Origin of the sequence: Helicobacter kayseriensis (assembly GCF_021300655.1) — a bacterium.
Classification (GTDB): domain Bacteria; phylum Campylobacterota; class Campylobacteria; order Campylobacterales; family Helicobacteraceae; genus Helicobacter_G; species Helicobacter_G kayseriensis.
The window spans coordinates 29,690-52,443 of record NZ_JAJTNB010000005.1 but is presented as its reverse complement, the minus strand read 5'-3'; the positions used below and the strand labels follow the sequence as shown (position 1 = coordinate 52,443).

The following is a 22,754-nucleotide window of genomic DNA, read 5'->3' as shown; positions in this document are numbered from 1 at the left end:
GAAAACCTTCATGGCTTAAAATGCTTAGAAATATCTTCAAGTTGCCCCCCACTTGGGAGAATGAGAGCTTGCTTGTTTTGTTTGGCAACAGCTTCTTTGAGCTCAGATCGCAAAATCACTTTGTGAGGAGGGGCTTCAAAGCCAAGTTTGACGCTTCCCTTATCAATAGAAACAACCTTCACAACAATATCATCCCCAATGACAATACTCTCTTCTTCTCTTCGTGACAAAATCAGCATCTTGGCATCCTATTCAGTAAATATTGGGCTTCTTTTTTTTCATTAAATTCAATTATAGAAAAAAAATCTTTAAAAAGGATTAAATAGGGTTGATGCTTTTGGATCAAAAATTCATCAGGCAAACAAAACTTCTTTCCATAAAAAATCGTATCTTGAAAGCCTTCAAGAGTAAGTTTTGGAAGCTTTAAGGCCTCTAAAGCGTCAAGTTTTTTAATCGAATCCTTTAGCTCAATGGGTCCCTCTTGCACTCTTCTCAAATATGACAAACTCCCAATGCATCCTAAAGTATTAGCAATTATCTCTCCCAAAGATCGCACATAGCCCCCCTCACTCACACTTACAAAAAAAGAAATAAAAGGATGACAATAAGCAAGGAGCTTGAGATCAAAAACTTCCATTTTGCTTTGCTTGATCTCAAACTCTACCCCCTCTCTTGCAAGTTTATATGCTCTGATTCCATTGATATGCTTGGCACTAAATTTAGGCGGAATATAAGAAACATTTCCCTTCAATGTTTCCAAGACTTCCAAGATTCTCTCTTTGGAAAATTCTTGAACATCCTCGATTTTATCGATTTGTTCAATATCCAAACTTTGACTTTTTGCTCCTAGCCAAAGCGTGGCTTGATAAGATTTCCTACTCTTATCAAGATAGGGAAAAAGCCTCGTATAAGCCCCCACTCCAACAATCAAAAGCCCAGAAGCAAAGGGATCAAGCGTGCCAGAATATCCGCATTTTTTCCATCCATATTTTCTCTTCAAACGCATTAAAAAAGAATTTGAACTAATACCAATGGGTTTATCTACCCCAAAGAGTGCATTCATTCTCGCAACCCTAAGTTTTGAGTGCTGATAAAATCTATTTTTTTAAGAAAATCTTGAAATTTCTGCAGAGCTAAAAAGCGATGAGAAATGAGATTTTTTTCTTTGAGCTGATCCATTGTCACATCATATCCATTTGGCACAAAAAGTGGATCATAGCCAAAAGCTTGAGGATTTAAGGGTGCTTTGACCACCCTCCCCTCACACTCTCCTTGAAAGGTTTTTTGAATCTTTTGATTTCCCACCTTCCCACATACTGCAATCACACACACAAAAGAAGCCCTAGATTCTGTTATCCCCAATTCCTCCAAGCTTGCAAGAAGTTTGAGATTGTTATTTTCATCGGTATTAGATTGAAGAGGTGGAAGAAAATTTTTCTTTATAAGATCTTGAGCGCTTGCTTCAATAGAGGCAAATCTTGCACTATAAATAGATGGCATTCCCCCCAAAGCCTCAACACAGATTCCGCTATCATCAGCCAACACTAAAAAATCTTGTTGCATTTCTGTTTCTAAAAGCTCATAGATTTTCTCTGCCTTCAATAAGGCATTGTCTTCAAAACTTTCTCCATCCTCAACAATCTCTATCTCATCTAAAAAATCTCGATAGCTTCGCACATCAATATCACTCAAAATTGCTTGAATTTCTCTTATTTTTTTAACATTTGCACTTGAAAGAATAATTTGCATATTTTCTCCACTTTTAACACTCAAAACGCTACAATCGCGCGTCTTGATTTTAAAACCATATTTTATAAAAGGCAGAAGATGAATCTCTTTAAACTTGCTTTTCCCTTAACGCTTGTTTCTTCATTGCGTTTTTTTGGACTTTTTGTGGTCATGCCTGTTATTTCTGTTTATGCCCTTTCTCTTGGAGCCACCCCATTGATGGTTGGCCTTGCTGTTGGAGGTTATGCTCTGACACAAATCATCTTCCAAACTCCATTTGGAATCTTGGCAGATAAATTTGATAAACGCCTCATTATTGCCTTTGGTCTTATTATCTTTGCACTTGGATCACTGATTTGTGCTTATACAGACAATATCTATCTTTTAGTCATTGGAAGACTTTTGCAAGGTTGTGGCGCCATCTCTAGCGTGATGAGTGCGCTTCTTGCAGATCTTACACCAGAAGAAAAACGCACTCAGGCAATGGCCATTATGGGAGGAGGAATCTCCTTTGCATTTCTGCTTTCTATGCTCATTGGTCCATTTGTTGGAGGAAGTTATGGAGTTAAAACTCTCTTTTGGATTGCAACCTTTGCCTCCATCCTTGCACTCATTATCCTGCTTTTTAAAATTCCTAAAGGAGAAAAAATCCACTATGACTATCAGCAAGATCAAAATCGCTTTTTCTATCTCAAAGATCTCAATCTATGGATGATGTATATCAGTGCATTTTTACAAAAAGCTCTAGTCAATCTTGGCTTTGTCATCATTCCTCTTGTGCTATTTCAAGATTTTAATTTCAAAACAGATGAGTTGTGGAAATTCTATGCTCCAGCAGGAATCTTAGGAGTTTTTGCAATGGCACCTGCAAGCATCTTGGCTGAAAAATATGGACGATATAAAAGCATGATGATCACAGGAATCATCGCCTTTGGAATCTGCTTTGGATTATTTTGCGTATCAGACTATTACCAAACATTTTGGCTCTTTGTAGTGGGGATTATTGTCTTTTTTATTGGATTTGATATTCATGAGCCTATTATGCAATCTCTTGCAAGCAAATATCCAAAAGCCTCCCAAAGAGGTTCTGCTCTAGGCCTTTTGACAACCTTTGGTTTTCTTGGATCTTTTTTGGGGGCAGTTTTGGGAGGAATCCTTTATAACGCAATTGGCCTTTTTTATCTCTCTCTTTTTATTGGAGGTATATGTTTGCTTTGGATTCTTTCTCTTATCATATGTCTCAAAAATCCTCCCAAGCAAGAGATTCTCTTTCTTCCCCATAATAAGGGATCTCAGAATTTATCAAAACTTGAAGGAATTCTTGATTATTATCAAACACAAGATCAACTTATCATCAAATACAATCCAAATCTTATTCAAGAACAAATCATTAAGGAGCATCTCAAATGACTTATACAATCAGCAAAAAAATTCTTAGCACTGTTGGAAGAACAAATGCAGCTTATAATCTTATTGGGGAGGGGGATAAGGTGCTTTTGGGGCTTAGTGGAGGAAAAGATTCGATTCTATTGGCTTGTCTTTTAGAAAGAATGAAACGCCATGCGCCATTTGAATTTGACTATATTGCAGTCACCGTGCATTATGGTATAGGAGAAGATTTTTCATGGCTTGAAAAACTTTGTGCAGAGCAAGGTATCAATCACCAAGTTTATTACACAACGATTATGGATACCATTGTTGAAAAGCGTCGAGAGGGAAGCTCTTATTGCAGTTTCTGCTCTCGCATGCGTCGCGGAGCACTTTATAGTAAGGCCTTAGAACTTGGATGCAATAAGGTTGCCATCGCTCATCATCTCGATGATGCAGCTGAAAGCTTTTTTATGAATCTAACCTACAATGGCGCTTTGCGTAGTATGGCGCCTATTTATAAGGCTGAAAATGGTCTTTATGTGATTCGCCCCCTTATTCATGTCAGAGAGCGTCAAACTCGAGATTTTGTCCTTTCTCAAAATATTCCCACCACACCAGCTTGCACTTGCCCTGCACGCCGTCCAGGATCAGACAAGCCACCTATTGCTAGAGAAGCGACAAAACAATTCTTAGCAAGCCTAGAGGAGAAAAACCCAGAATTCTTCACCTCACTCAAAAATGCCTTTAGTAACCTCCATGCCAACAGCTTTGCAGATCCAAGATTTTTAGACTCCTAAAAATTATGCGCAGGAATCAAATCCCTGCCACCCTCCTCTCCAAACCAATAAGAAAGAATTCTTTTCTCTTCTAGCATATCTAGAGGGATGCGTTTGGAAATAAATTCTTGAGGAATAACACTTCTGTATTGAGAAAATGGAATCAAAGAAGTCTGATCTATATTTCTCCTTGCTTTCATTTGAGGAAAATGCCAAGTTACCAAAGGCGCTTGAATCGCACGAAAAGAAAAACCAATAGATAAAAATTCCCAAGTGTGAAAGATCTTGTTTCCATTTTGATTTTCAATGCTATGAATATGATCTACAAAGCTCAAATCTTGATTGAAAATCAGCCAGTGATCATCAACATCGCTAATAGGTGAGTTCTTTATAAGCAAAAGCCTTTTTCCCTCCAAATGAAGATTTATTCGGCAATAAAACACAACATCATTTTGATATTGGACAAGAGAAAAACTCTCTTTTAGTTTTTGGGCATCATAAATTTGATCTGCATCAATCTTAATAAGCCACTGATTTTTTGGAATAAGATTTAAAGCGAAGTTATAGTATTCATACATTTTATGCCTATCTTGTGCTTCCCTTTCCTTATCTGTATGAACATTTTGAAGCACTGCATAAGGATAGCGAACGCAAATAAAATCAGGATTTTTTGTACAAAAATTCAAAATAATCTGCTCGCTGTCATCCATACACTCATGATACACAATTACCCCTCTTTTGATTGCACCCAAAATAGAATCTAAACTTTTCTGAAGAGTCAAAAACTCATCTTTAACACGAATAAATGCCCAAGGATTTAGAGGACTCTGAAGATGATTTGGATCTTGCAATACTGCTTGATTAAGAGGAATTCCTACAAAATTAGGACCAAATTTTCTTTTTAAATATGCATAAATTTTTTTCAAGATTTTCAACTCCTTCTTGAAAGAATTGTACGCAAACAAAACAAGTTAGATCAATAATCTTCACACTTCATCGATTCTAATACCCCCTCCCCCTATTTTAATTCTTATTTTGGAGGAAGCAAGCTTTTATCAAGCTGAGGGCGTCTTCTTGAAGTGTTTGATTGCGGATATTGAGTTGACAAATAAGTCAAAATAATATCTTCAGTTTGAGGATCAAATTCCCAAAGTCCTTGGGTATCTTGCATCCACCGAATCGTTGTCAACCACTCATCGCGATTAAGCTTAGATTGAATAATAAAATTTGCAGAATGACATACTGTGCAGTTTGCTTTTACTTCTTCCAATCCTTTTGCCACCTTTAATCCTGTTTCTTTGTCAATCTCTGTCCCCCAAAGAGAAAGACAAGCCACAAAAGCCAAAACTACTTTTTTCATCACAAATCCTTAGATAACACGCACAGCGATTCTATGGCAGGCATTGTTAAGATAACCTCTTGGATTCCATTGTGGGAGAACCATAGGTTGAGATTTTCCTGCATCATCAACAGCTCTCGCCCATACCTCATAATATCCCTCTTGTGGGAATTTCACACTTGCACTCCACTCTTGCCATGCAAGACGATTAAGAGGTTTTTTGAGCTTTGCTTTTTGCCAAGTTGCCCCAAAATCAATACTGACATACATTTCTTTTACGCTTCTATCTCCAGCCCAAGCCTTTCCTCTAAGATCAAGTTGCTTATTCAATGGAGTCTTAATTCCAGAAATTGGATGGGTAATAATTGACTTAACAACCATTGATTCCATAATACACATATCTTCATCGGGCACTTTTTCACCTGGAGCAACAGGCTTGCAAGGAATACGATAAGATTGACCATTCATTTTGACACCATCATGAACTTTATTTCTCACAACAATTTTTTTAAGCCATTTTCCAGATACCGAAGCTGGCCATCCTCCAATGACAAGTCTCAATGGATATCCATTCATATAAGGAATGTCTTGCCCCTCATAAGACCAAGCAATCAAAGTTTCATCTTCCAAAGCCTTCTTCATTGGAACACCGCGAGAAATAACTTCTTTGCTTTCATCTCCATCAAGTCGTTTATCTGCTCCATAAAAACCAATATATTGCGCATCTTTCTTGATTCCACAATATTCAAGAACATCTCTCAGCCTTACACCTGTCCATCTTCCACATCCCACTGCCCCTAATTGCCATTGATTTCCTTTTGTTGCTGGAACAACCTCTGCACGGCTATTTCCTCCACATTCAATCACTAAAGCATAAGTATAAGTTTTGAATTTTTTCTTAAGATCCTCAATACTGAAACTTTGAGGCTTTTGGCAAGATTCTCCACTGATTTCAAGCTTCCAAGTTTTAGGATCAATATCTTTAAGCTCTGGGGGATTTCCATTGTTACGGATGAAGAAATATTTTGGCTCTGTAAATGGACTATCTAAAAATTGTGGTGGAGTCTCAGCATTGACTGGACGATCATTTAAATAAATCAAACCATCTTTTCCTTCTACACTAAAAGGCTGATCGCTATTAGCCAATAATGCTGGAATCAATCCTCCTGGCATATTTTGCGCAAAAGGGATATTTGCTCCCACTATAGAAGCCATTGTCAAAAGAGAGGTTTTTTTAAGAAATCCTCTACGACTTACAGGATCGACTTCTCGTCCAAAAATATCTAGATCTGCCTTTTGAGGGTCTTGAGCATAAACCTCATGAATTCCTTTTTTCATCGCATTCTCCTTTATTTGAAGGTTTTGTATCATTTTGAGCTACAAACAGTTACTTTTTAGAAGATGAAAGAAACAATATCTTTTATCTTGTAAAAGATAATTTTACTTTAAAATTAGAATCAAAATAAACAAAAATTTTACTTTCTAGAGATTTTTTATCAGGAATAAAATGAAATTTTCATAATAAAATTTTAGATTCTCAATTTTGGTCTATAAGGATGTTTAATGCAAACAAAAGTAATGCGTGAAATTACTTTTCGCGGTCTTTTATTAGGAGTTCTTATTACACTTATTTTTACAACAGCCAATCTTTACTTGGGTTTAAAAGTTGGTTTGACTTTTGCCTCATCAATTCCTGCTGCGGTTCTTTCAATGGCATTTTTTAAACTTTTAGGAAAAAATAGCATTCTAGAAAACAATATCGTTCAAACTCAAGTTTCGGCCGCTGGAACTCTTTCGGCAGTTGTTTTTATTATCCCCTCTTTATTTCTTGTGGGTTATTGGAGCGGATTTGACTTTTGGCAAACCTTTCTTGTTTGCGCAGGAGGTGGAATCTTGGGTGTTTTATTTACAATTCCCTTTAGAATCGAACTTGTTGAAAAAAATAAACTTCCCTATCCCGAAGGAAGGGCCGCTGCAGAAGTCCTTAAACTTGGAGAAAATAAAGAAAGTGGAATGAAAGAAATGCTTCTTGGGGCTTCTCTCTCTTCGTTTTCTATCTTACTTTCTCAAGGATTTCGCCTTACATCTGATGGGTTTGGATATTTTTTCAATATTGGCAAGGCAATCTTTCAAATTCCCGTAGGTTTTTCTCTAGCTCTTGTTGGGGCCGGATGGCTTGTAGGTTTAAATGTAGGGAGTGCCATTTTGCTAGGAATTTTTTTAGCTTGGGGGGTCTTAGTCCCTCTACTTGGCTCTCAAAGCAATGAAATGCTCACAAATGCTCAACTCCTTTTAAACTCTTCTGCTCTCCCTACCACACTTGAAGAGCTTGGCACTCAAATTTGGAGAGATCAAGTGCGCTTTATCGGAGTGGGTGTAATTGGAATCTCAGCCATCTGGACACTTCTAACAATGCTTAAACCCACTTTTACTGGACTTAAAAACTCATTTTCTATCCAAGCTCATGCCCCGCAAGATCTTCCCTTGAAATGGATGGCTATAATCTTTTTATCCACTACCCTTATTCTTATTGGTGTTTTTTACCAGTTTGTTTTCTCAACTTCTTTTTCTCCTATAGTGGGTTGGAGTTTAGCACTTACAATGTGTTTAAGTTCGATTCTAATCGGCTTCTTAATGTCTGCTACTTGTGGCTATATGGCTGGCTTGGTTGGATCTTCATCAAGTCCAATTTCTGGAATTGGAATCATTGGCGTCATCCTGCTCTCTTTGATTGTTTTGGGAGTTGCAAAAGTCTTTTCTCTTGAGGTTTTTGGAGACAACGCTAAATTTTTTATCGCTCTTGCACTTTTTTCGACCTCAACAGTCATCGCAATCTCTACAATTGCCAATGACAATCTTCAAGATCTCAAAACAGGTCAGCTTGTGGGGGCCACGCCTTGGAAGCAAGAATTTATCCTTATGATTGGGTGCATTGTAGGGGCATCAGTAATTGGTCCTGTTATGAATCTCTTGTATGAAGCTTATGGTTTTGTGGGACATCTTCCTAGAGAAGGAATGAGCGAATCTAATGCTCTCAGCGCCCCTCAAGCACTCCTTATGAGCTCTATTGCTGAGGGAATCTTCAAAAGCACGCTTGATTGGCTTCATATTGCACTAGGAGCTATCTTGGGAATATTTCTCATTACAATAAATTTTCTACTTCAAAAAAGAAAATTTTCACTTCCTCCTCTTGCAATTGGAATGGGAATCTATCTTCCACCCATTGTCACCATTCCTATATTTTTTGGGGCTCTATTGGCTCATTTTATGCAAAAAAATATCCCTCAAGACAAACAACAAACCTTTAAACGCAGAGGGATTCTCCTCTCTTCTGGTCTTATTGTAGGAGAAAGCCTTATGGGGATGGTTTTGGCAGGAGCCATTGTGATTTCTATTGGGAATGGTGGAGATGGAAACTTATTTGATTTCAATTTTCTCACTCAAGGAATGACAGAAATCTTAGGATTTGCTTTCTTTGTTTTTGCCCTATTTTTTATATATAGAACCCTCAAACATTTCAAACAATAAGGAAAAATTATGGAAGAACTCAACACGATACAAAAAGCCTTTTCAGATCTTGTGTTTTACCACGCATTCTTTGGTGCTTTTTTTGCTTTCCCCTTTGTGCTCAATCTCTATACACTTTACACTTACAAAAATTTCCCCTCACTTAACAAAAGAATCTGGTATGCAATGCCCCTTATTTTCTTTCTCTTGAGCGTCTCTCTTTTGAGTGGAATCAATGTCTTAATCACCCAAAAATATCTCTCAATGGTTGCTTTTGCTATGTGTGGATATTGGCTTTTTGTTTTTATAGGTGAAATATTTAGGATAAGAATCCTCAAGGTTGCAAGACGAACTAGCCAAGAAGCCATGCTTAGATATGTTCGATTCTGCAAAATTCTTTACCTATTAGACTTAGTTGGATTTATTCTTATCTTTTTTTGGAGCAAGTAATGCAGTTCATTTATCACCAACAAGCAGGAGATGCACAACTTATCATCAAAGATGAAACCTATCAGCATCTTTATAAGTCTAGACGCACCAAACAAGCTCAACTTCTTTATTTTCGGAATCTTCAAGATGACATGCTCTACCAATATAGACAAATTCATATTGATCGAAAAAGTGCAACACTTTCTCTTGAAACAAAAACTCATTCTCCAAATAAACCAAAATCCCCCTCACATCTTATTCTTGGAATCATTGATTCAAGAAACCTCCAAAAAGCCCTACCCTTTCTCAATGAGCTTGGAGTAGGTAAACTCACATTGTTTTATGCAGATTATTCACAAAAAAATGAAAAAATAGATCTTCAAAAACTTGAAAAAATCCTAATCAACTCCTCGCAACAATGCGGGAGAAGTGATTTTGTCAAGATTGAATGTCTGACAAATCTTGAACATGTTTTATCAACCTATGAAAATCTTGCCATTTTTGACTTTGGAGGAGAAAAAATAAAATCTTCTCTTGATGTTCCTATCATTATCGGTCCAGAAGGTGGCTTTAGCCCAAGCGAAAGAGAAAAACTGCAAAACTTCCCTACTTTTTCAACAAAAGAAAACTTGATCTTGAAATCTGAAAGTGCATGCATATACATCGCAAGCTTAATGCAGGTATTCTAAAAACATAGGGGATAAAATAAAAAATAAGAAGATGGTGTCAAGGGGGGGACTTGAACCCCCGACCTCCGGCTTATGAGACCAGCGCTCTAAACCAGCTGAGCTACCCTGACATAAAGGCGGGATTTTATAGCAAAAAACTCAAAAAGTCAATGCAAAAATTAGATTTTCTCTCTTTTTCATTTTAACACCAACACAATCATCTACTTTTTAACAGAATTGCTATAATCACAGATTTTATACAATCCAAAATACTCAAGGATTAAAATGAATCGACAAACACGATATATCTTCGTCACAGGTGGTGTATTAAGCTCTCTTGGAAAAGGGATCACTTCCTCATCTATTGCTACACTTCTTAAGCATTCTGGCTTTGAGGTTTCAATTCTTAAAATTGATCCTTACATCAATCTTGATCCTGGGACAATGAGTCCGCTAGAGCATGGTGAGGTTTTTGTCACTCAAGATGGTGCTGAAACAGATTTAGATATTGGACATTATGAGCGTTTTCTTAACAAAAGCTTAGAGAAGAAAAATAATTTCACAACAGGGCAGGTTTATCAATCCGTCATCGAAAAAGAAAGAAAAGGAGAATATTTAGGAAAAACTGTCCAAATTGTTCCTCACATTGTCGATGAAATCAAACAGCGTATTCGCAATGTAGGAGAGGGGAATGATTTTTTGGTTGTGGAGCTTGGTGGGACAGTAGGAGATATGGAGGGAATGCCCTATCTTGAAGCAATCAGAGAAATGAAACATGAGCTTGGCAATGAGTATATGCTAAGCATCCATGTTACACTTGTTCCTTATATCAAAACAGCAGAAGAGCTCAAAACAAAGCCAACACAACACTCCGTCCAAGAATTGCGACGCATTGGAATTCAACCCCAAATCATTGTTGCACGTAGCGAAAAACCCCTCACTCAAGATCTAAAAAGAAAAATTGCTCTAAGTTGCGATGTGGCTGATGATAGTGTGATTGTCGCACAAGATGCACAAAGCATCTATCAAGTCCCACTCAACTTTCTTAAAGAAGACATCCTCACTCCCATTGCACGCAATTTTTCCCTTCCTCCATTTAAGCCCAATATGCAAGAATGGGATTTGCTCGTCCAAAGAATCATTGCTCCACAAAAAAATGTCACAATTGGATTTGTTGGAAAATATTTAAGTCTAAAAGAATCCTACAAATCCCTTACTGAAGCTCTTATCCATGCTGGAGCAAATCTTGATACAAAAGTGCAAATTGAATGGATTGATAGCGAAAGCCTTGATCAATCCAATCTCTCTATCCTTGAGAATCTAGATGGGATCTTAATCCCTGGAGGGTTTGGAGAAAGAGGAGTAGAAGGAAAAATCAAAGCAATACAATATGCTAGAGAGAATCAAATCCCATTTTTGGGAATCTGCCTAGGAATGCAACTCTCCATCATTGAATTTGCCCGAAATGTTTTAGGAATCCAAAATGCCACCTCAAGTGAGTTTGATCCACACTCTTCCTCAGCATTGATTTATATGATTGAAGATTTTATTGATCAAGAAGGATGCAAGCAAATTCGCACTCACACTTCTCCACTTGGCGGAACAATGCGACTTGGAGAATATGATTGTAAGCTCAAACAAGATTCAAAACTCAAACAAGCATACAAAAACCTTGAAGTTGCCAAAGAGCGTCATCGCCATCGCTATGAAGCCAATCCTCAATATCGCACAGATTTAGAAAAAGCTGGAATGATTATCAGTGGAGAAAGCGATGGGTTGATTGAGGCAATTGAGCTCAAAGATCATCCATGGTTTGTCGCTGTGCAATTTCACCCAGAATTTACCTCAAGATTACAAAATCCCAATCCAATTATCCTAGAATTTGTCCATCAAGCCCTAAAACATAAATGCTGACTTTAGAGACAATCAAAGCTAAACTTGCAAAACGCTTTGAGGGAGATACAATCTCCTCACTTTGCCACATCCCTCACCCCTTTGAACTTCAAAACACCCAAGAAGGGGCATCTTTGGTCTTTCAAGCAATGCAACGCAAACAACACATTCTTATCGTCGGAGATTATGATGCAGATGGAATTCTCTCTACTGCAATTATGGTGCATTTTTTTAGATTGATTGCATATCCTCATTTTTCCTATGTGATACCCAATCGCTTCAGTGATGGATATGGAATCTCTATTGCTATTTTGGAGCGCTTTCCGCAGGCTGATTTGATCATTACGGTAGATAATGGAATCACAGCCATTGAAGTAGCCCAATTTTGCAAAGAAAAAGGGAAAACTCTAATCATTACTGATCATCATACCCCCAAAGATATTCTTCCTCAAGCCCTCATCATCAACCCAAAAGTCAGTGGATTTGTCCAAGAGGATATTTGCGGTGCTTTGGTTGCTTGGTATTTTTGTGCTGCAATCAAAGTCTGTGCACAACTTGAGCTTAACCTCACACCACTTCTAGAGCTCGTAGGGATTGCATGCGTTTCAGATATGATGCCTCTTAAAAATCTCAATAGAACAATCCTTAAAAAATCACTTTCTCTCCTCAAAAATCCAAGTTTTGCATTTTCAATCTTTCTAAGCAAACACTATGCAGAAATCGATGAGGAATGTATTGCATTTTATATTGCCCCACTTTTAAACGCTTCTGGTCGTATGGCTCAAGCAGATATTGCACTCTCTTTTATTCTAAGTCAAACTCAAGAGGAAGCCCTCAGTCATTTTCAAACCCTAAAAGCACTCAATGCAGAGCGTAAAAAAATCCAAGAAGATACACTTATTCAAGTGAAAAATCATCTTGTGATTTCTTCACATTGTGTGCTTGCTTGCGGAGAGGATTGGCATGATGGGATTTTGGGAATCTTGGCTGGAAAACTTGTGCAAGACTATCAAAAAACCGCATTTGTTCTGACCTCCAAAGATGGAATCTATCAAGGGAGTGGTCGTGCATTTGGCAATACTCATCTAATTAAAAGCCTAGAATCTCTAAATATCCCTATTGAATTTGGGGGACATAAGGGTGCAATAGGTATCAAAATTGGCCCAAATGATATACAAACTTTTCTACAAAATTTCAAAGCCATTATTGAAGAAGATCAAGAAGAAGAACGCATCTTTGGAGAGCTCCCTCCCCATCTCCTCACAAACGATCTTCTCTCTCTTCTCAAATCATTTGCCCCCTATGGGGAAGGGAATCCAAAACCTCTTTTTACCCTTTCTCCTCTTCCTATACTCTCAAAAAAGCTCATTGGAAAAGAAAAAAATCACACACTTCTCACCCTACAATCCCCAACATCAAAACCCATCAAGGCTATTGCCTTTTTTTGCACAGAATTTGAAAGTAATTGTGATCCACTGACTTTTTATATCACTCAAGATTCTTTTAGCTCCTCCCCTATGCTTGTGGTTCAGACCTGATGCCCTTCATCACACAAACCTATCAAATCCATCAAACTCAAAAGGCTTTTTTATGGCTAATGCAAACATTGCAATGCACCCAAAAAGAGGCTCAAAAAATTCTTGATAAGGGTCGATTAAGACAAAATCAAATCCCTATTCACAAATCTCAAGACATCATAGGAGAAGTTCAGCTCACGCATTTCTTTCCCACTCCTCTTAAAATCCCAAAGATATTACAAACACCCCACTTTGTTATTTATGACAAACCACACAAACTCCTCACACACCCCAAGGGAACACATAATCACCCCAGTTTATGTGATGCACTCAAATTTGACTTTGGTCCTTCTGCAAACCCTGCTCATCGTCTAGATTATGAAACAGCGGGACTGCTTTTATGTTCGATTGATAAACACTATGAAGCTTCACTCAAACTACTTTTTGAACACAATCAGATTCAAAAAACCTATCTTGCAAGAGTGAGAGGGAAAATCACACATCAGCAATTAATCTCTGTCCCTATTCTCACTCCACTCAAAGGGGAAAAGTCTCAAAATCTTTCCATTCGTTCAAAAATTTCTCCCCACGGAAAAGATTCTCAAACCCTCATCATTCCTATCCAATACGATTCTGATAACAACACAACACTTTTGCGCATCAAGCCCCTTACTGGACGCACGCACCAAATCCGCTTGCACCTTTCTTTTATTGGCCACCCTATTCTTGGAGATCCCCTCTATGGGTGTCAAGATCAATATGCGCAAATGTATCTAGAAAAAGAGTTGAGTGATATGCAAAGAGAAGAATTTTTTGGATCATCTTTTTTACATCTCTGGGCTTATTCCCTAGAATTTAATTTCTTGGGAGAGAAGTATTGCCCCTTCTCTCTTCAGATTCAAGCGTGATAATTTGGAGCTTCTTTTGTAATATCTACATCATGCACATGAGATTCTCTAAGGCCAGCTGAAGTGATTTCAACAAACTCTGCCTTTTCCCAAAGTGTAGGAATGTCCTTACTTCCAAGATAACCCATTGAGCTTCTAAGCCCTCCAGCAAGTTGATGCACAATATCTGCAATCTTTCCACGATATGGAACGCGCCCTTCAATCCCTTCAGGAACAAGCTTATCTTGAGCTGTTCCCTCTTGAAAATAACGATCACTACTTCCTTTTGTCATTGCCCCAATGCTTCCCATTCCACGATAGCTCTTATATTGCCTTCCTTGATAGATCATCAAATCCCCTGGGCTTTCTTCTGTCCCTGCAAGAAGACTTCCGATCATAACACTTGAAGCACCCACAGCAAGAGCTTTTGCCACATCTCCAGAATACTTAATCCCTCCATCTGCAATAATTGGCACACCATATTTTTGCCCCACTTCAGCACACCCTGCAACAGCCGAAATCTGTGGCATCCCTACCCCTGCAATAATTCGCGTTGTACAAATACTGCCTGGCCCGATACCTACTTTCACAGCATCTGCTCCTGCTTGAATCAAATCCAATGTCGCTTGAGGTGTTACAACATTTCCTACAATCACATCAATTTGCATCTCTTTCTTAATTGCTTCCAATGTTGCAATGATGTTTTTGCTATGACCATGCGCACTATCAAGCACCAATACATCAGCTCCTGCCTCATGCAAAGCTTTTGCGCGATCTATCTGTCCCGCACCAATTGCTCCCCCCACACATAATCTTCCATGAAGATCCTTATTGGCATTGGGATAAGCAATCTTTTTTTGGATATCTTTGATTGTGATTAAGCCTTTTAGCACATTATTTTGATCAACAATTGGGAGTTTTTCGATTCTGTGTTCGTGCATTTTCACTTTGGCCTCATCAAGACTAATCCCCTCTTTTGCAGTAATCAATGGAGCTTTTGTCATCAATTCTGATACTTTCCTAGAAAGATCTGTTTCAAATCTCATATCACGATTTGTCAAAATGCCGATCAAAATCCCTTTTTCGTCAACAACAGGCACACCAGAGATTTTGTAATTATCTGTAATTTTCTTTGCATCCAAAAGTGTTGAATCAGCACGCAAAGAAATAGGGTCATTGATGATTCCGCTCTCACTTTTTTTGACCTTGCGAATATGCTCTACTTGAGAATCAATATCCATATTTTTATGAATGATCCCAATCCCTCCTAAACGAGCCATTGCAATAGCTGTGCGATATTCTGTCACAGTATCCATTGCCGCACTCACAAAGGGGATATTGAGCTTGATATTTTTACTTAGGGTGCTCTGAAGAGATACTTCTTTTGGAAGAATTTCAGAATAAGCAGGGATCAACAATACATCTTCAAAAGTCAAAGCTTTTTGCACAATCTTCATTTCATCTCCTTAAAACAATTTTCCAATTTTTTTCTCAAGTGCATAACCCGCATCCAAAATACTTTGTTCATCAAAAGCCTTTCCAATCAACTGCATTCCAATTGGAAGCCCCTCAGGATTTAGCCCCACAGGAAGAGAGAGGGCAGGCAATCCTGCAAGATTAACTGAAATGGTATAAATATCACTTAAATACATCTCTAAAGGAGAATGTGTGCTGTTAAATTTAGGAGCAACGCTAGGTGCGATAGGACACAAAATCATATCAGAATCAGCAAAAATCGCATCATACTCGGCCTTTACCAATTCTCTTACCTTTTGGGCTTTCGTATAATAAGCATCATAATACCCACTACTTAAAACAAAATTTCCTAGCATAATGCGTCGCTTCACCTCTTCTCCAAACCCCTCGCTACGAGTCTTGAGATACAACTCAGAAAGATTGGCAATCTCTGCAGCCCTCTTCCCATATCGCACACCATCAAATCTTGCCAAGTTTGAGCTAGCCTCAGCAGTACAAATCACATAATAAGCACTAATGTGATAACTTGGATCCAGCATACTTTTTTCAACAATTGTATGCCCCATCGATTCTAAGAGCGTGATTGTTTTTTCATATGCATCTTGTATTTCCCTATCAGCATTATTTAGAAAATCTCTCAAAACTGCAATTTTAAATTTCCTGTTTTCATCAAGATGAGAAAAAGTTTGGGTTGATTCCAAAGGAGCAACAGTTGAATCAAACGCATCTTGCCCACTGATTGCATCAAGTAAAATCGCTGCATCCTCGACATTTTGAGTAATTGGACCAATTTGATCCAAGCTAGAACTATAAGCGACAAGTCCATAGCGACTCACGCGTCCATATGTAGGTTTCAAACCCACACAGCCACAATACCCTGCAGGTTGCCTAATCGATCCTCCCGTATCACTTCCCAAAGCTGCGATAGCCAATCCTCCAGCTACAGCTGCTGCACTTCCTCCACTGCTCCCCCCAGGAACCCTTGAGAGATCTCTTGGGTTAAATGTGGGACCATAACAACTACTTGCACTTGTACTCCCCATCGCAAACTCATCCATATTGCTACGCCCAAAACCACACATATTGGATTGATGTAGTTTTTCAATCACTGTTGCATGATATGGAGAAATATAGCCTTGAAGAATTTTGCTACTACAAGTGATTTCCCACCCTTTAACATTGATATTATCCTTAATAAGGATTGGTACTCCTTGATTTTGACTTTCTTCAATCTCTCCAATATAGGCGTTGAGTTTTGATTCTTTTGTTTTTTGTTTGATTTCTTGTTTTATTGCTTCAAGATGCTCTTGATCTAATTGTAGGGCTTCTTTGAGAGTTATCATCTTATTCTCCAAAAAATATTTTTTCAATTATAAGAAAAAGCTAAAAGGGTTTGAAGAAAACCCTCATAATTTCCCCCTCTTTTGTTTTTGAATTAAAACTTATCTCCCTCTTTTGGCTTATAAAAACGCTGTGTCCAAGTATCAATAGGAGCCAAAATTTTATAAAACGCTGGAACAATAAGCAATGAAAGCACCATAGAAATCAACAAACCACCAATAACTGAGATCCCCAAAGGAGACTTCATCGCAGATCCACTTCCTGTAGCAATCGCTAATGGAAGCATTCCAAATACCATTGCAATTGTTGTCATTAAAATAGGATGCAATCGAAGCTCACCCGCCATTACAAGAGCCTGATCAATATGCATTCCCTCTGCTCGCTTTTCATTGGCAACATCAATGAGCAATGTCGCATTTTTCCCTACAAGGCCCATCAAGATCATAAGCCCCATAAATGAAAACATACTTAGAGGTTGTCCAACAACAAATAGCGCAATAAAGGCACCCGCAAAGCTCAAAGGAAGTGTCACCATAATAATAATAGGCTGCAATAAACTCTCATAAAGTGCTGCCAAGATCAAATAAATCAACACAAATGCCGTCAAAATTGCTACACCAAAGGCATCAACAGTTTCTTGCATATTTTCAGCATCCCCTTGAGTTTTGAAACTTACTCCATCAAGAAGCCACTCATCCTTATAAGCAATGCTTGCCTTGATCATATCCCCCAGGCTCACTCCACTATCACGCTTAGGTGTAGCGTAAACAACAATATTTTTTTGTCTATCCAATCTTGCAATACTTGATGGGGCCGCTGTCTTCTCAATATGCACCAATCCATCCAAAAACATCAAATCTCCATCTTTATTTTTGATTTGAAGCTTTTTGAAATCATCAATAGAAACTCTTTGAGAATCTGGAACCCTTATAGTGATATCATATTCTCTTCCGCCCTCCTTATAGTAAGAAATAGCCATTTCTCCAGAAAATGCAGAGCTGACAAGATTTCCAAGCTCGGATGGAGAGATTCCATATTCATTCAGATAAGCACGATTGACTTTGATTCTATATTCGGGTTGATCTTCTGTGTAATTTGAGTGAATCCCTTGAACATTTGGATTGCGTGCCAAAAACTCCATAAGCTTTATCGCACTTTGCTTTACTTTCTCATAATCTGTCCCCAAGATATTCATCTGATAGGGCGAATTATCCCCTCCACCAAAATCACTTACCTCGCTTGAGCTGATATCCATATTCTTTGAAAAAGGACTTGATTTGAGCTTTTCTACTACATCATCAGCAATCTCAAATTGCCCTCTTTTTCTTTCTTTGATATCCTTAAGACTTGCATAAATCTTTGCTTTATAGATCGTTCCATTAGAATATCCAATCTCAAGAGTACTAAACTCCACATCTGGATCTTGATTGACAATTTCTTGCAAAGCAAGTGTTTTGTGCTTCATCTCTTCAAGACTAATTCCAGGATCAGTCGAAACAAATACATTAAACTTGCCCTTATCCTCTTGAAGCATAAATTCAACACCCGTTTTTCCCAATAAGAAAATTGAGCCAACAAAAACTGCAAAAACTGCTCCAATCACAACAAATCGATAATGCAAAACAAAGGCTAGGATCTTGGCATAAATTGCATCCATACGCTCAAAAAATGGCTTAGTTATGTGATAAAAACGCGACTGATCGGGGCTTACAACAATAGCACTAATCATTGGAATCACCGTAATGACTACAATATAAGACAAACCGATCGCTAAGGCAATCGTGATCCCAAAGCTTTGAAAAAATCTCCCCACAATCCCACTCATACTACCTACAGGGATAAAAACAGATAAAAGCATGGCAGAAATTGCCACAAGTGCAAATCCAATCTCTCTCACACCCTCATATGCAGCTTCTCTCTTACTCAATCCTGATTCGAGTTTTTTGTGAATATTTTCAATCACAACGATAGCATCATCGATGATAATTCCAATAGCAAGAGTTACGGCCAAAAGAGTGATCATATTGAGCGTAAATCCAGCAAAATGGACCAAAGCAAAAGTCCCCATAACAGAAACAGGAATACTGATCGCTGAAACCAAAGTAATCGTTGCACTTCTTAAGAAGAAAAAAACAATAAAGACAGCCAAACAGGCTCCCAAAATCAAGTCAAACTTAACATCAGCGATTGAGGCTTTGATATAGTCTGTGCTGTCATTGACGATATTGATCTCATAGCGATTATCCAAAGCTTTTACTTGAGGAATTAGAGCTTTTACCCCATCAGCAATTTCAATATCATTTTTTCCCGCAATCTTTTGCACATCAATCACAACACCAGGTTTTCCATTATAAGTCGCATAAGTTGTATCTTCTGAAAGACCATCTTCAATTTGAGCAATATCTTTTAGTCTTACTCCATCGGCAAGTTGAATGTTTCCAAGATCCTGAATGGTTTGACTATTTGAATCAGTAATAATTGTCCACTCATTTGTCGTATCAACAATCTTCCCTCCATCAATCTCCACATTCCCATTTTTTAATGCATTTGCAACATCAGAATAAGTAATCCCATATTTATTCACCAATGTAGGATTGGGGAAAATTTTAATCACCCTTTCTCGATAACCTTTCAAATCAACAAGTCCAACACCTGATACACGCTGAAAAACAGGCTTCACGCGATCATTAACATGCTTCATCAAATCAGTTATTGGCACTTGATCACTGCTTACAAAAAGAGTGATAACAGGGGTCCCACTTGTATCTGCCTTATCGATTGTTGGAGAATTAATACCACTTTCAAGCTGAACAGAAGATACTTTATCTCTAACATCATTGACTGCTTCATCAATTGACTTTTCAAGCTTGAACTTTATGACAACAACACTTGCGCTTCGCACACTCGTAGAAGTTACCTTATCGACCCCATCAATCCCCATAACAGCCTCTTCGATTTTATCCGTCACCTTTGTTTCCATAGTTTCTGGACTTGCTCCCGGATAAGTCGTTTTAACAACAACAATAGGAAAGTCAATATCAGGAAACAAAGAAACTGGCATTCTATTCAAAGCCAAAATTCCAAAAAAGACGAGAGATAAGGCAAACATAAGCGTCGTGATTGGACGACTAATTGCAAACTTATACATCTCAATAAACCTTTATAAACCCATCACCAAAAGTTCCTGGGATCAATCCCTCAACCTTGGCTTCTGCTTTGATTTTACGCGTTTTTTGATCCACGACAGGATAGATTTTTTCTAGCTTAATTCTCTGTTCTTTTCCATCCAACATAAATACAAATTCATCTCCTACTTTCACGCGATTTGCATATTTCACATCAAATTCCAAGATCATCTTAGTCTCTTTGCTTATCAGACGAAATAGTGTTGTATTGTTGGCTCCCACACCATCCCCAAGCTGAACTTCTCTTGAAGCAATCACTCCATCAAAAGGAGCTCTAAGAATTGTTTTATTTAGAAGTTCTTTTTGATACTCCACATTGAATTTTGACTGCATAAAACTACTCTCTAGATTCTTAAAATCAGAATAGTATTTGTCCAATGTGTTGCGATCAACAGCCCCTTTTGTTTTTTTATAGCGCTCATATTGCTTTTTTGCAAAAAGATATTGCTCTTCTATTGCTTTGCTTTGAGCTTCTTGGACCTTTACATTGGCCTCTTTATCTTTATTGGCAAGAGAAAGCAAAATATCCCCCTTTTTGACTTCACTACCCACATCAACCAAAAGATCTGAGATGATTCCCGAGCTATCTAGCGCAAGATTTGCATCCTGAAATGCCTCAATATTGAAAATTGCATAAATATTTTCTTTCTTCTCTACATTGGAAGGAAGATCTGATGCCCACAAAAAACAAGATAAAAACAAAACAAATAACTTTTTCAAATTTTCCTCCTTATCTCTCAATATACTTTTCTAAATCTTGTCCGCTATAAAAAACAAAATTTGCTTTTTGTAATTCATAGTCATTGAGACTTTCAACATAAGTCGCTTCGGCATTAAATTTCTGACTCAAAGCATTTAAATAGTCCACATAATTGACAAGTTGTGCATCATAACGCTTACTTACATTTTCAAAAGTCAATAGAGCTGACCGCAAGCCTGCTTCTGCGGACTTAACTTTGATTTTGGCAATATCAAGAGATTTTTTATAAAGTGCGATGTCTTTTTTCTGTTCTTCTTTTTTGTAATTCAACTCTTTAAGAGCTTGCATTTGACTAAGCCCAATTGCCTCTCTTTGCTTATAAAGAGAGAATGAATCCAAAGTCATACTGACTGAAACACCAACAACATTTTGAATCTTGTGCTCTGGCCTCAAATAATCATCGCCGAATTTATCGTTATATGTAAAGGTGTTATAAAGACTAATTTTTGGAGCATAAGAAAGTTGCTTCTTTTGATAGCCAATACTTTCTGCCTGCTCTTTGAGAGCAGTAATATCTGCTCGCTCTTGTTTGACTTTAATATTTGGAAATTTCAGATGATTTCTTTTAAGTTGCACAACACGACTATTAGTAAGCAATGAGAGATTGAGTCGATTTTGCTCCAACTCCAATTCTTTTTGAGCAATCTGATAATCTGTCAATGAAGCCTCAGCCTTTAAGGATTCTAGATCATCAACAGTTGTTAGACCCGATGAATATAGTCTTTGCAACCGCTCAACATTGCTTTGCAATAGCTTCTTTTTCTGCTGCAAAGAAACAAGATTGGAATAATTTGTAAAATAAGCATAATATTGCTGAATAATTTGAAGGTAGAGATTTTGCTCTGAGTATTGCTTCTCAGCAATGCTTGCTCGATGCAAAGCACTTTGTTGTTTAACCTTATTGATTGTGCTAAAGCCACTATAGAGCTCCCAATTTGCCGTTAGGCTCGCACTATTCCCCCCATAATAATTTCCACTCACTGATGGATTTGTTTGATACTGATACCCATAACTTGCCGAGAGTGTAGGACCAAACTCCAAATATGCAGCCATTTTTTCTGCTTCGCTTTTGGCGACCGCATCTCCTTTGGCAATAAGCTGATAGTTACCCTTAGCCCTTTGAAGAAGTTCTTCTAACCCAACAGCCCCCTTTGTTTCCTTTGGCAAAAGCTGATCAATTCCAAACTTTTGCTTCACATTCTTTTTCCCTTCAGATTGGTTTGCCCAAAGTATCTGAAGTAAAGTCAAACAACATACAACCAACACTTTTGCTTTCATCTCTTATCCTACAAAATTTGGAATCCTAAAAAAATTGCGAATCTTAGACCTAAAATATAAACTTCTAGAAAATATTTTAGCTTTTATAATTCTCAATTGCTTTTTGCAAAATTTGTTCCGCTTCTTTTTTGCCTTTATATTCTTTGACCTTTACCCATTTGTTTGGTTCAAGCATTTTGTAAGTTTCAAAGAAATTTTTGATTCTATCAAGTGTAATTTGAGGCAAATCTTCCAAGCTCTGAATCTTTTCATAGCGTGGATCAATCTTACTTACAGGGACTGCTAAAAGCTTCTCATCAATTCCACTTTCATCTTCCATCAACAAAACACCAATCAAACGGCAAGCAATCACGCTTCCTGCTTGGAGTGGATACTCATTTAATACAAGCACATCAGCAGGATCACCATCATCACTCAATGTATTGGGAACAAATCCATAGTTTGCGGGATAAAACATCGCGCTATACATCACGCGATCCACTACAACAGCACCGCTTTCCTTATCAATCTCATATTTAATATTGCTTCCATAGGGAATCTCAATCACTGCATTGATTTTCTCTGGATTTTGTCCAACTTTGATTTTTTCTAAATTCATC

The 22,754-nt window shown here is 37.8% G+C and carries 20 protein-coding genes and 1 tRNA gene; 8 read left to right on the top strand and 13 right to left on the bottom strand.

The features are described 5' to 3' along the window. Positions 1 to 8: 8 nt before the first annotated feature. The 3 genes from LW137_RS04960 to LW137_RS04950 are packed head-to-tail and all read right to left on the bottom strand — an operon-like array spanning position 9 to position 1,749. Entirely contained in the window at positions 9 to 239 is a 231-nt protein-coding gene (locus LW137_RS04960) for a carbon storage regulator (RefSeq protein ID WP_233033797.1), read from the bottom strand. After that, positions 233 to 1,063, bottom strand: a complete 831-nt coding sequence (truB, locus tag LW137_RS04955) for a tRNA pseudouridine(55) synthase TruB (protein ID WP_233033795.1) — start codon at positions 1,061 to 1,063, stop codon at positions 233 to 235. Before truB ends, LW137_RS04960 begins: the two co-directional genes overlap by 7 nt. After that, positions 1,060 to 1,749, bottom strand: coding sequence for a non-canonical purine NTP pyrophosphatase (locus LW137_RS04950; protein ID WP_233033793.1), 690 nt, complete (start codon positions 1,747 to 1,749; stop codon positions 1,060 to 1,062). Before LW137_RS04950 ends, truB begins: the two co-directional genes overlap by 4 nt. Positions 1,750 to 1,827: 78 nt before the next feature. Here LW137_RS04950 and LW137_RS04945 point away from each other — a divergent pair, with 78 nt between their 5' ends. Together LW137_RS04945 and LW137_RS04940 are read left to right on the top strand one after the other, a co-directional pair. Beyond that, on the top strand, positions 1,828 to 3,138 hold the full coding sequence (locus LW137_RS04945) for an MFS transporter (RefSeq protein ID WP_233033791.1): 1,311 nt from the start codon (positions 1,828 to 1,830) through the stop codon (positions 3,136 to 3,138). Then, positions 3,135 to 3,896, top strand: a complete 762-nt coding sequence (locus tag LW137_RS04940; protein ID WP_233033789.1) for a tRNA 2-thiocytidine biosynthesis TtcA family protein — start codon at positions 3,135 to 3,137, stop codon at positions 3,894 to 3,896. The genes LW137_RS04945 and LW137_RS04940 overlap by 4 nt, the downstream gene beginning before the upstream one ends. Here the strand turns inward: LW137_RS04940 and LW137_RS04935 are convergent. From LW137_RS04935 to LW137_RS04925, 3 genes are all read right to left on the bottom strand, one after another. Next, complete coding sequence (locus LW137_RS04935) at positions 3,893 to 4,801, bottom strand: beta-1,4-N-acetylgalactosamyltransferase (RefSeq protein WP_233033787.1); 909 nt, start codon at positions 4,799 to 4,801, stop codon at positions 3,893 to 3,895. The genes LW137_RS04940 and LW137_RS04935 overlap by 4 nt on opposite strands. A 104-nt stretch (positions 4,802 to 4,905) precedes the next feature. Then, complete coding sequence (locus LW137_RS04930; RefSeq protein WP_233033785.1) at positions 4,906 to 5,235, bottom strand: cytochrome C; 330 nt, start codon at positions 5,233 to 5,235, stop codon at positions 4,906 to 4,908. Between the two features lie 9 nt (positions 5,236 to 5,244). Next, positions 5,245 to 6,552, bottom strand: coding sequence for a sulfite oxidase (locus LW137_RS04925; protein ID WP_233033783.1), 1,308 nt, complete (start codon positions 6,550 to 6,552; stop codon positions 5,245 to 5,247). 225 nt (positions 6,553 to 6,777) lie between these two features. Between LW137_RS04925 and LW137_RS04920 the strand changes: the two genes are divergently transcribed. The 3 genes from LW137_RS04920 to LW137_RS04910 are packed head-to-tail and all read left to right on the top strand — an operon-like array spanning position 6,778 to position 9,839. Then, positions 6,778 to 8,742 (top strand): OPT family oligopeptide transporter, encoded by a 1,965-nt coding sequence (locus LW137_RS04920; RefSeq protein WP_233033780.1) that lies wholly within the window; start codon positions 6,778 to 6,780, stop codon positions 8,740 to 8,742. A gap of 9 nt (positions 8,743 to 8,751) precedes the next feature. Further along, positions 8,752 to 9,171 (top strand): hypothetical protein, encoded by a 420-nt coding sequence (locus LW137_RS04915; protein WP_233033778.1) that lies wholly within the window; start codon positions 8,752 to 8,754, stop codon positions 9,169 to 9,171. Next, positions 9,171 to 9,839, top strand: a complete 669-nt coding sequence (locus tag LW137_RS04910; RefSeq protein ID WP_233033776.1) for a 16S rRNA (uracil(1498)-N(3))-methyltransferase — start codon at positions 9,171 to 9,173, stop codon at positions 9,837 to 9,839. The genes LW137_RS04915 and LW137_RS04910 overlap by 1 nt, the downstream gene beginning before the upstream one ends. Before the next feature lie 32 nt (positions 9,840 to 9,871). Here LW137_RS04910 and LW137_RS04905 read toward each other — a convergent pair. After that, positions 9,872 to 9,949, bottom strand: a tRNA-Met gene (locus LW137_RS04905). A 154-nt stretch (positions 9,950 to 10,103) separates the two neighbouring features. Here LW137_RS04905 and pyrG point away from each other — a divergent pair. The 3 genes from pyrG to LW137_RS04890 are packed head-to-tail and all read left to right on the top strand — an operon-like array spanning position 10,104 to position 14,136. Further along, complete coding sequence (gene pyrG / locus LW137_RS04900) at positions 10,104 to 11,732, top strand: glutamine hydrolyzing CTP synthase (RefSeq protein ID WP_233033774.1); 1,629 nt, start codon at positions 10,104 to 10,106, stop codon at positions 11,730 to 11,732. Next, a complete protein-coding gene (gene recJ / locus LW137_RS04895; RefSeq protein ID WP_233033772.1) occupies positions 11,726 to 13,249 on the top strand; it encodes a single-stranded-DNA-specific exonuclease RecJ in 1,524 nt (507 codons plus the stop codon). The genes pyrG and recJ overlap by 7 nt, the downstream gene beginning before the upstream one ends. Continuing rightward, the gene (locus LW137_RS04890; protein ID WP_233033770.1) at positions 13,249 to 14,136 is read left to right on the top strand and encodes a pseudouridine synthase family protein; all 888 of its coding nucleotides are present in this window, start codon (positions 13,249 to 13,251) and stop codon (positions 14,134 to 14,136) included. The genes recJ and LW137_RS04890 overlap by 1 nt, the downstream gene beginning before the upstream one ends. Here LW137_RS04890 and guaB read toward each other — a convergent pair. From guaB to ppa, 6 genes are all read right to left on the bottom strand, one after another. Continuing rightward, complete coding sequence (guaB, locus tag LW137_RS04885) at positions 14,127 to 15,572, bottom strand: IMP dehydrogenase (protein ID WP_233033768.1); 1,446 nt, start codon at positions 15,570 to 15,572, stop codon at positions 14,127 to 14,129. The two genes, LW137_RS04890 and guaB, sit on opposite strands and share 10 nt — an antisense overlap. Positions 15,573 to 15,581: 9 nt before the next feature. Further along, positions 15,582 to 16,946: an Asp-tRNA(Asn)/Glu-tRNA(Gln) amidotransferase subunit GatA gene (gene gatA, locus LW137_RS04880; RefSeq protein WP_283092250.1), complete on the bottom strand. Its 1,365-nt coding sequence runs from the start codon at positions 16,944 to 16,946 to the stop codon at positions 15,582 to 15,584. A gap of 80 nt (positions 16,947 to 17,026) precedes the next feature. Further along, positions 17,027 to 20,080: an efflux RND transporter permease subunit gene (locus LW137_RS04875; protein ID WP_233033764.1), complete on the bottom strand. Its 3,054-nt coding sequence runs from the start codon at positions 20,078 to 20,080 to the stop codon at positions 17,027 to 17,029. Position 20,081: 1 nt separating this feature from the next. Continuing rightward, positions 20,082 to 20,801: an efflux RND transporter periplasmic adaptor subunit gene (locus LW137_RS04870; protein WP_428845621.1), complete on the bottom strand. Its 720-nt coding sequence runs from the start codon at positions 20,799 to 20,801 to the stop codon at positions 20,082 to 20,084. Positions 20,802 to 20,847: 46 nt separating this feature from the next. Then, complete coding sequence (locus LW137_RS04865; protein ID WP_233033760.1) at positions 20,848 to 22,155, bottom strand: TolC family protein; 1,308 nt, start codon at positions 22,153 to 22,155, stop codon at positions 20,848 to 20,850. Between the two features lie 76 nt (positions 22,156 to 22,231). Further along, positions 22,232 to 22,753, bottom strand: a complete 522-nt coding sequence (gene ppa, locus LW137_RS04860) for an inorganic diphosphatase (protein ID WP_233033758.1) — start codon at positions 22,751 to 22,753, stop codon at positions 22,232 to 22,234. Position 22,754 lies beyond the last annotated feature (1 nt).

Bases quoted from the DNA above. Each gene is read 5' to 3' on its own strand.
- guaB (WP_233033768.1), bottom strand. From the start codon at position 15,572: ATGAAGATTGTGCAAAAAGCTTTGACTTTTGAAGATGTATTGTTGATC.
- LW137_RS04925 (WP_233033783.1), bottom strand. From the start codon at position 6,552: ATGAAAAAAGGAATTCATGAGGTTTATGCTCAAGACCCTCAAAAGGCA.
- LW137_RS04940 (WP_233033789.1), top strand. From the start codon at position 3,135: ATGACTTATACAATCAGCAAAAAAATTCTTAGCACTGTTGGAAGAACA.
- LW137_RS04945 (WP_233033791.1), top strand. From the start codon at position 1,828: ATGAATCTCTTTAAACTTGCTTTTCCCTTAACGCTTGTTTCTTCATTG.
- LW137_RS04960 (WP_233033797.1), bottom strand. From the start codon at position 239: ATGCTGATTTTGTCACGAAGAGAAGAAGAGAGTATTGTCATTGGGGAT.
- LW137_RS04950 (WP_233033793.1), bottom strand. From the start codon at position 1,749: ATGCAAATTATTCTTTCAAGTGCAAATGTTAAAAAAATAAGAGAAATT.
- LW137_RS04890 (WP_233033770.1), top strand. From the start codon at position 13,249: ATGCCCTTCATCACACAAACCTATCAAATCCATCAAACTCAAAAGGCT.
- LW137_RS04930 (WP_233033785.1), bottom strand. From the start codon at position 5,235: ATGAAAAAAGTAGTTTTGGCTTTTGTGGCTTGTCTTTCTCTTTGGGGG.
- LW137_RS04910 (WP_233033776.1), top strand. From the start codon at position 9,171: ATGCAGTTCATTTATCACCAACAAGCAGGAGATGCACAACTTATCATC.
- LW137_RS04920 (WP_233033780.1), top strand. From the start codon at position 6,778: ATGCAAACAAAAGTAATGCGTGAAATTACTTTTCGCGGTCTTTTATTA.
- LW137_RS04915 (WP_233033778.1), top strand. From the start codon at position 8,752: ATGGAAGAACTCAACACGATACAAAAAGCCTTTTCAGATCTTGTGTTT.
- ppa (WP_233033758.1), bottom strand. From the start codon at position 22,753: ATGAATTTAGAAAAAATCAAAGTTGGACAAAATCCAGAGAAAATCAAT.
- recJ (WP_233033772.1), top strand. From the start codon at position 11,726: ATGCTGACTTTAGAGACAATCAAAGCTAAACTTGCAAAACGCTTTGAG.
- pyrG (WP_233033774.1), top strand. From the start codon at position 10,104: ATGAATCGACAAACACGATATATCTTCGTCACAGGTGGTGTATTAAGC.
- LW137_RS04875 (WP_233033764.1), bottom strand. From the start codon at position 20,080: ATGTATAAGTTTGCAATTAGTCGTCCAATCACGACGCTTATGTTTGCC.
- LW137_RS04865 (WP_233033760.1), bottom strand. From the start codon at position 22,155: ATGAAAGCAAAAGTGTTGGTTGTATGTTGTTTGACTTTACTTCAGATA.
- truB (WP_233033795.1), bottom strand. From the start codon at position 1,063: ATGAATGCACTCTTTGGGGTAGATAAACCCATTGGTATTAGTTCAAAT.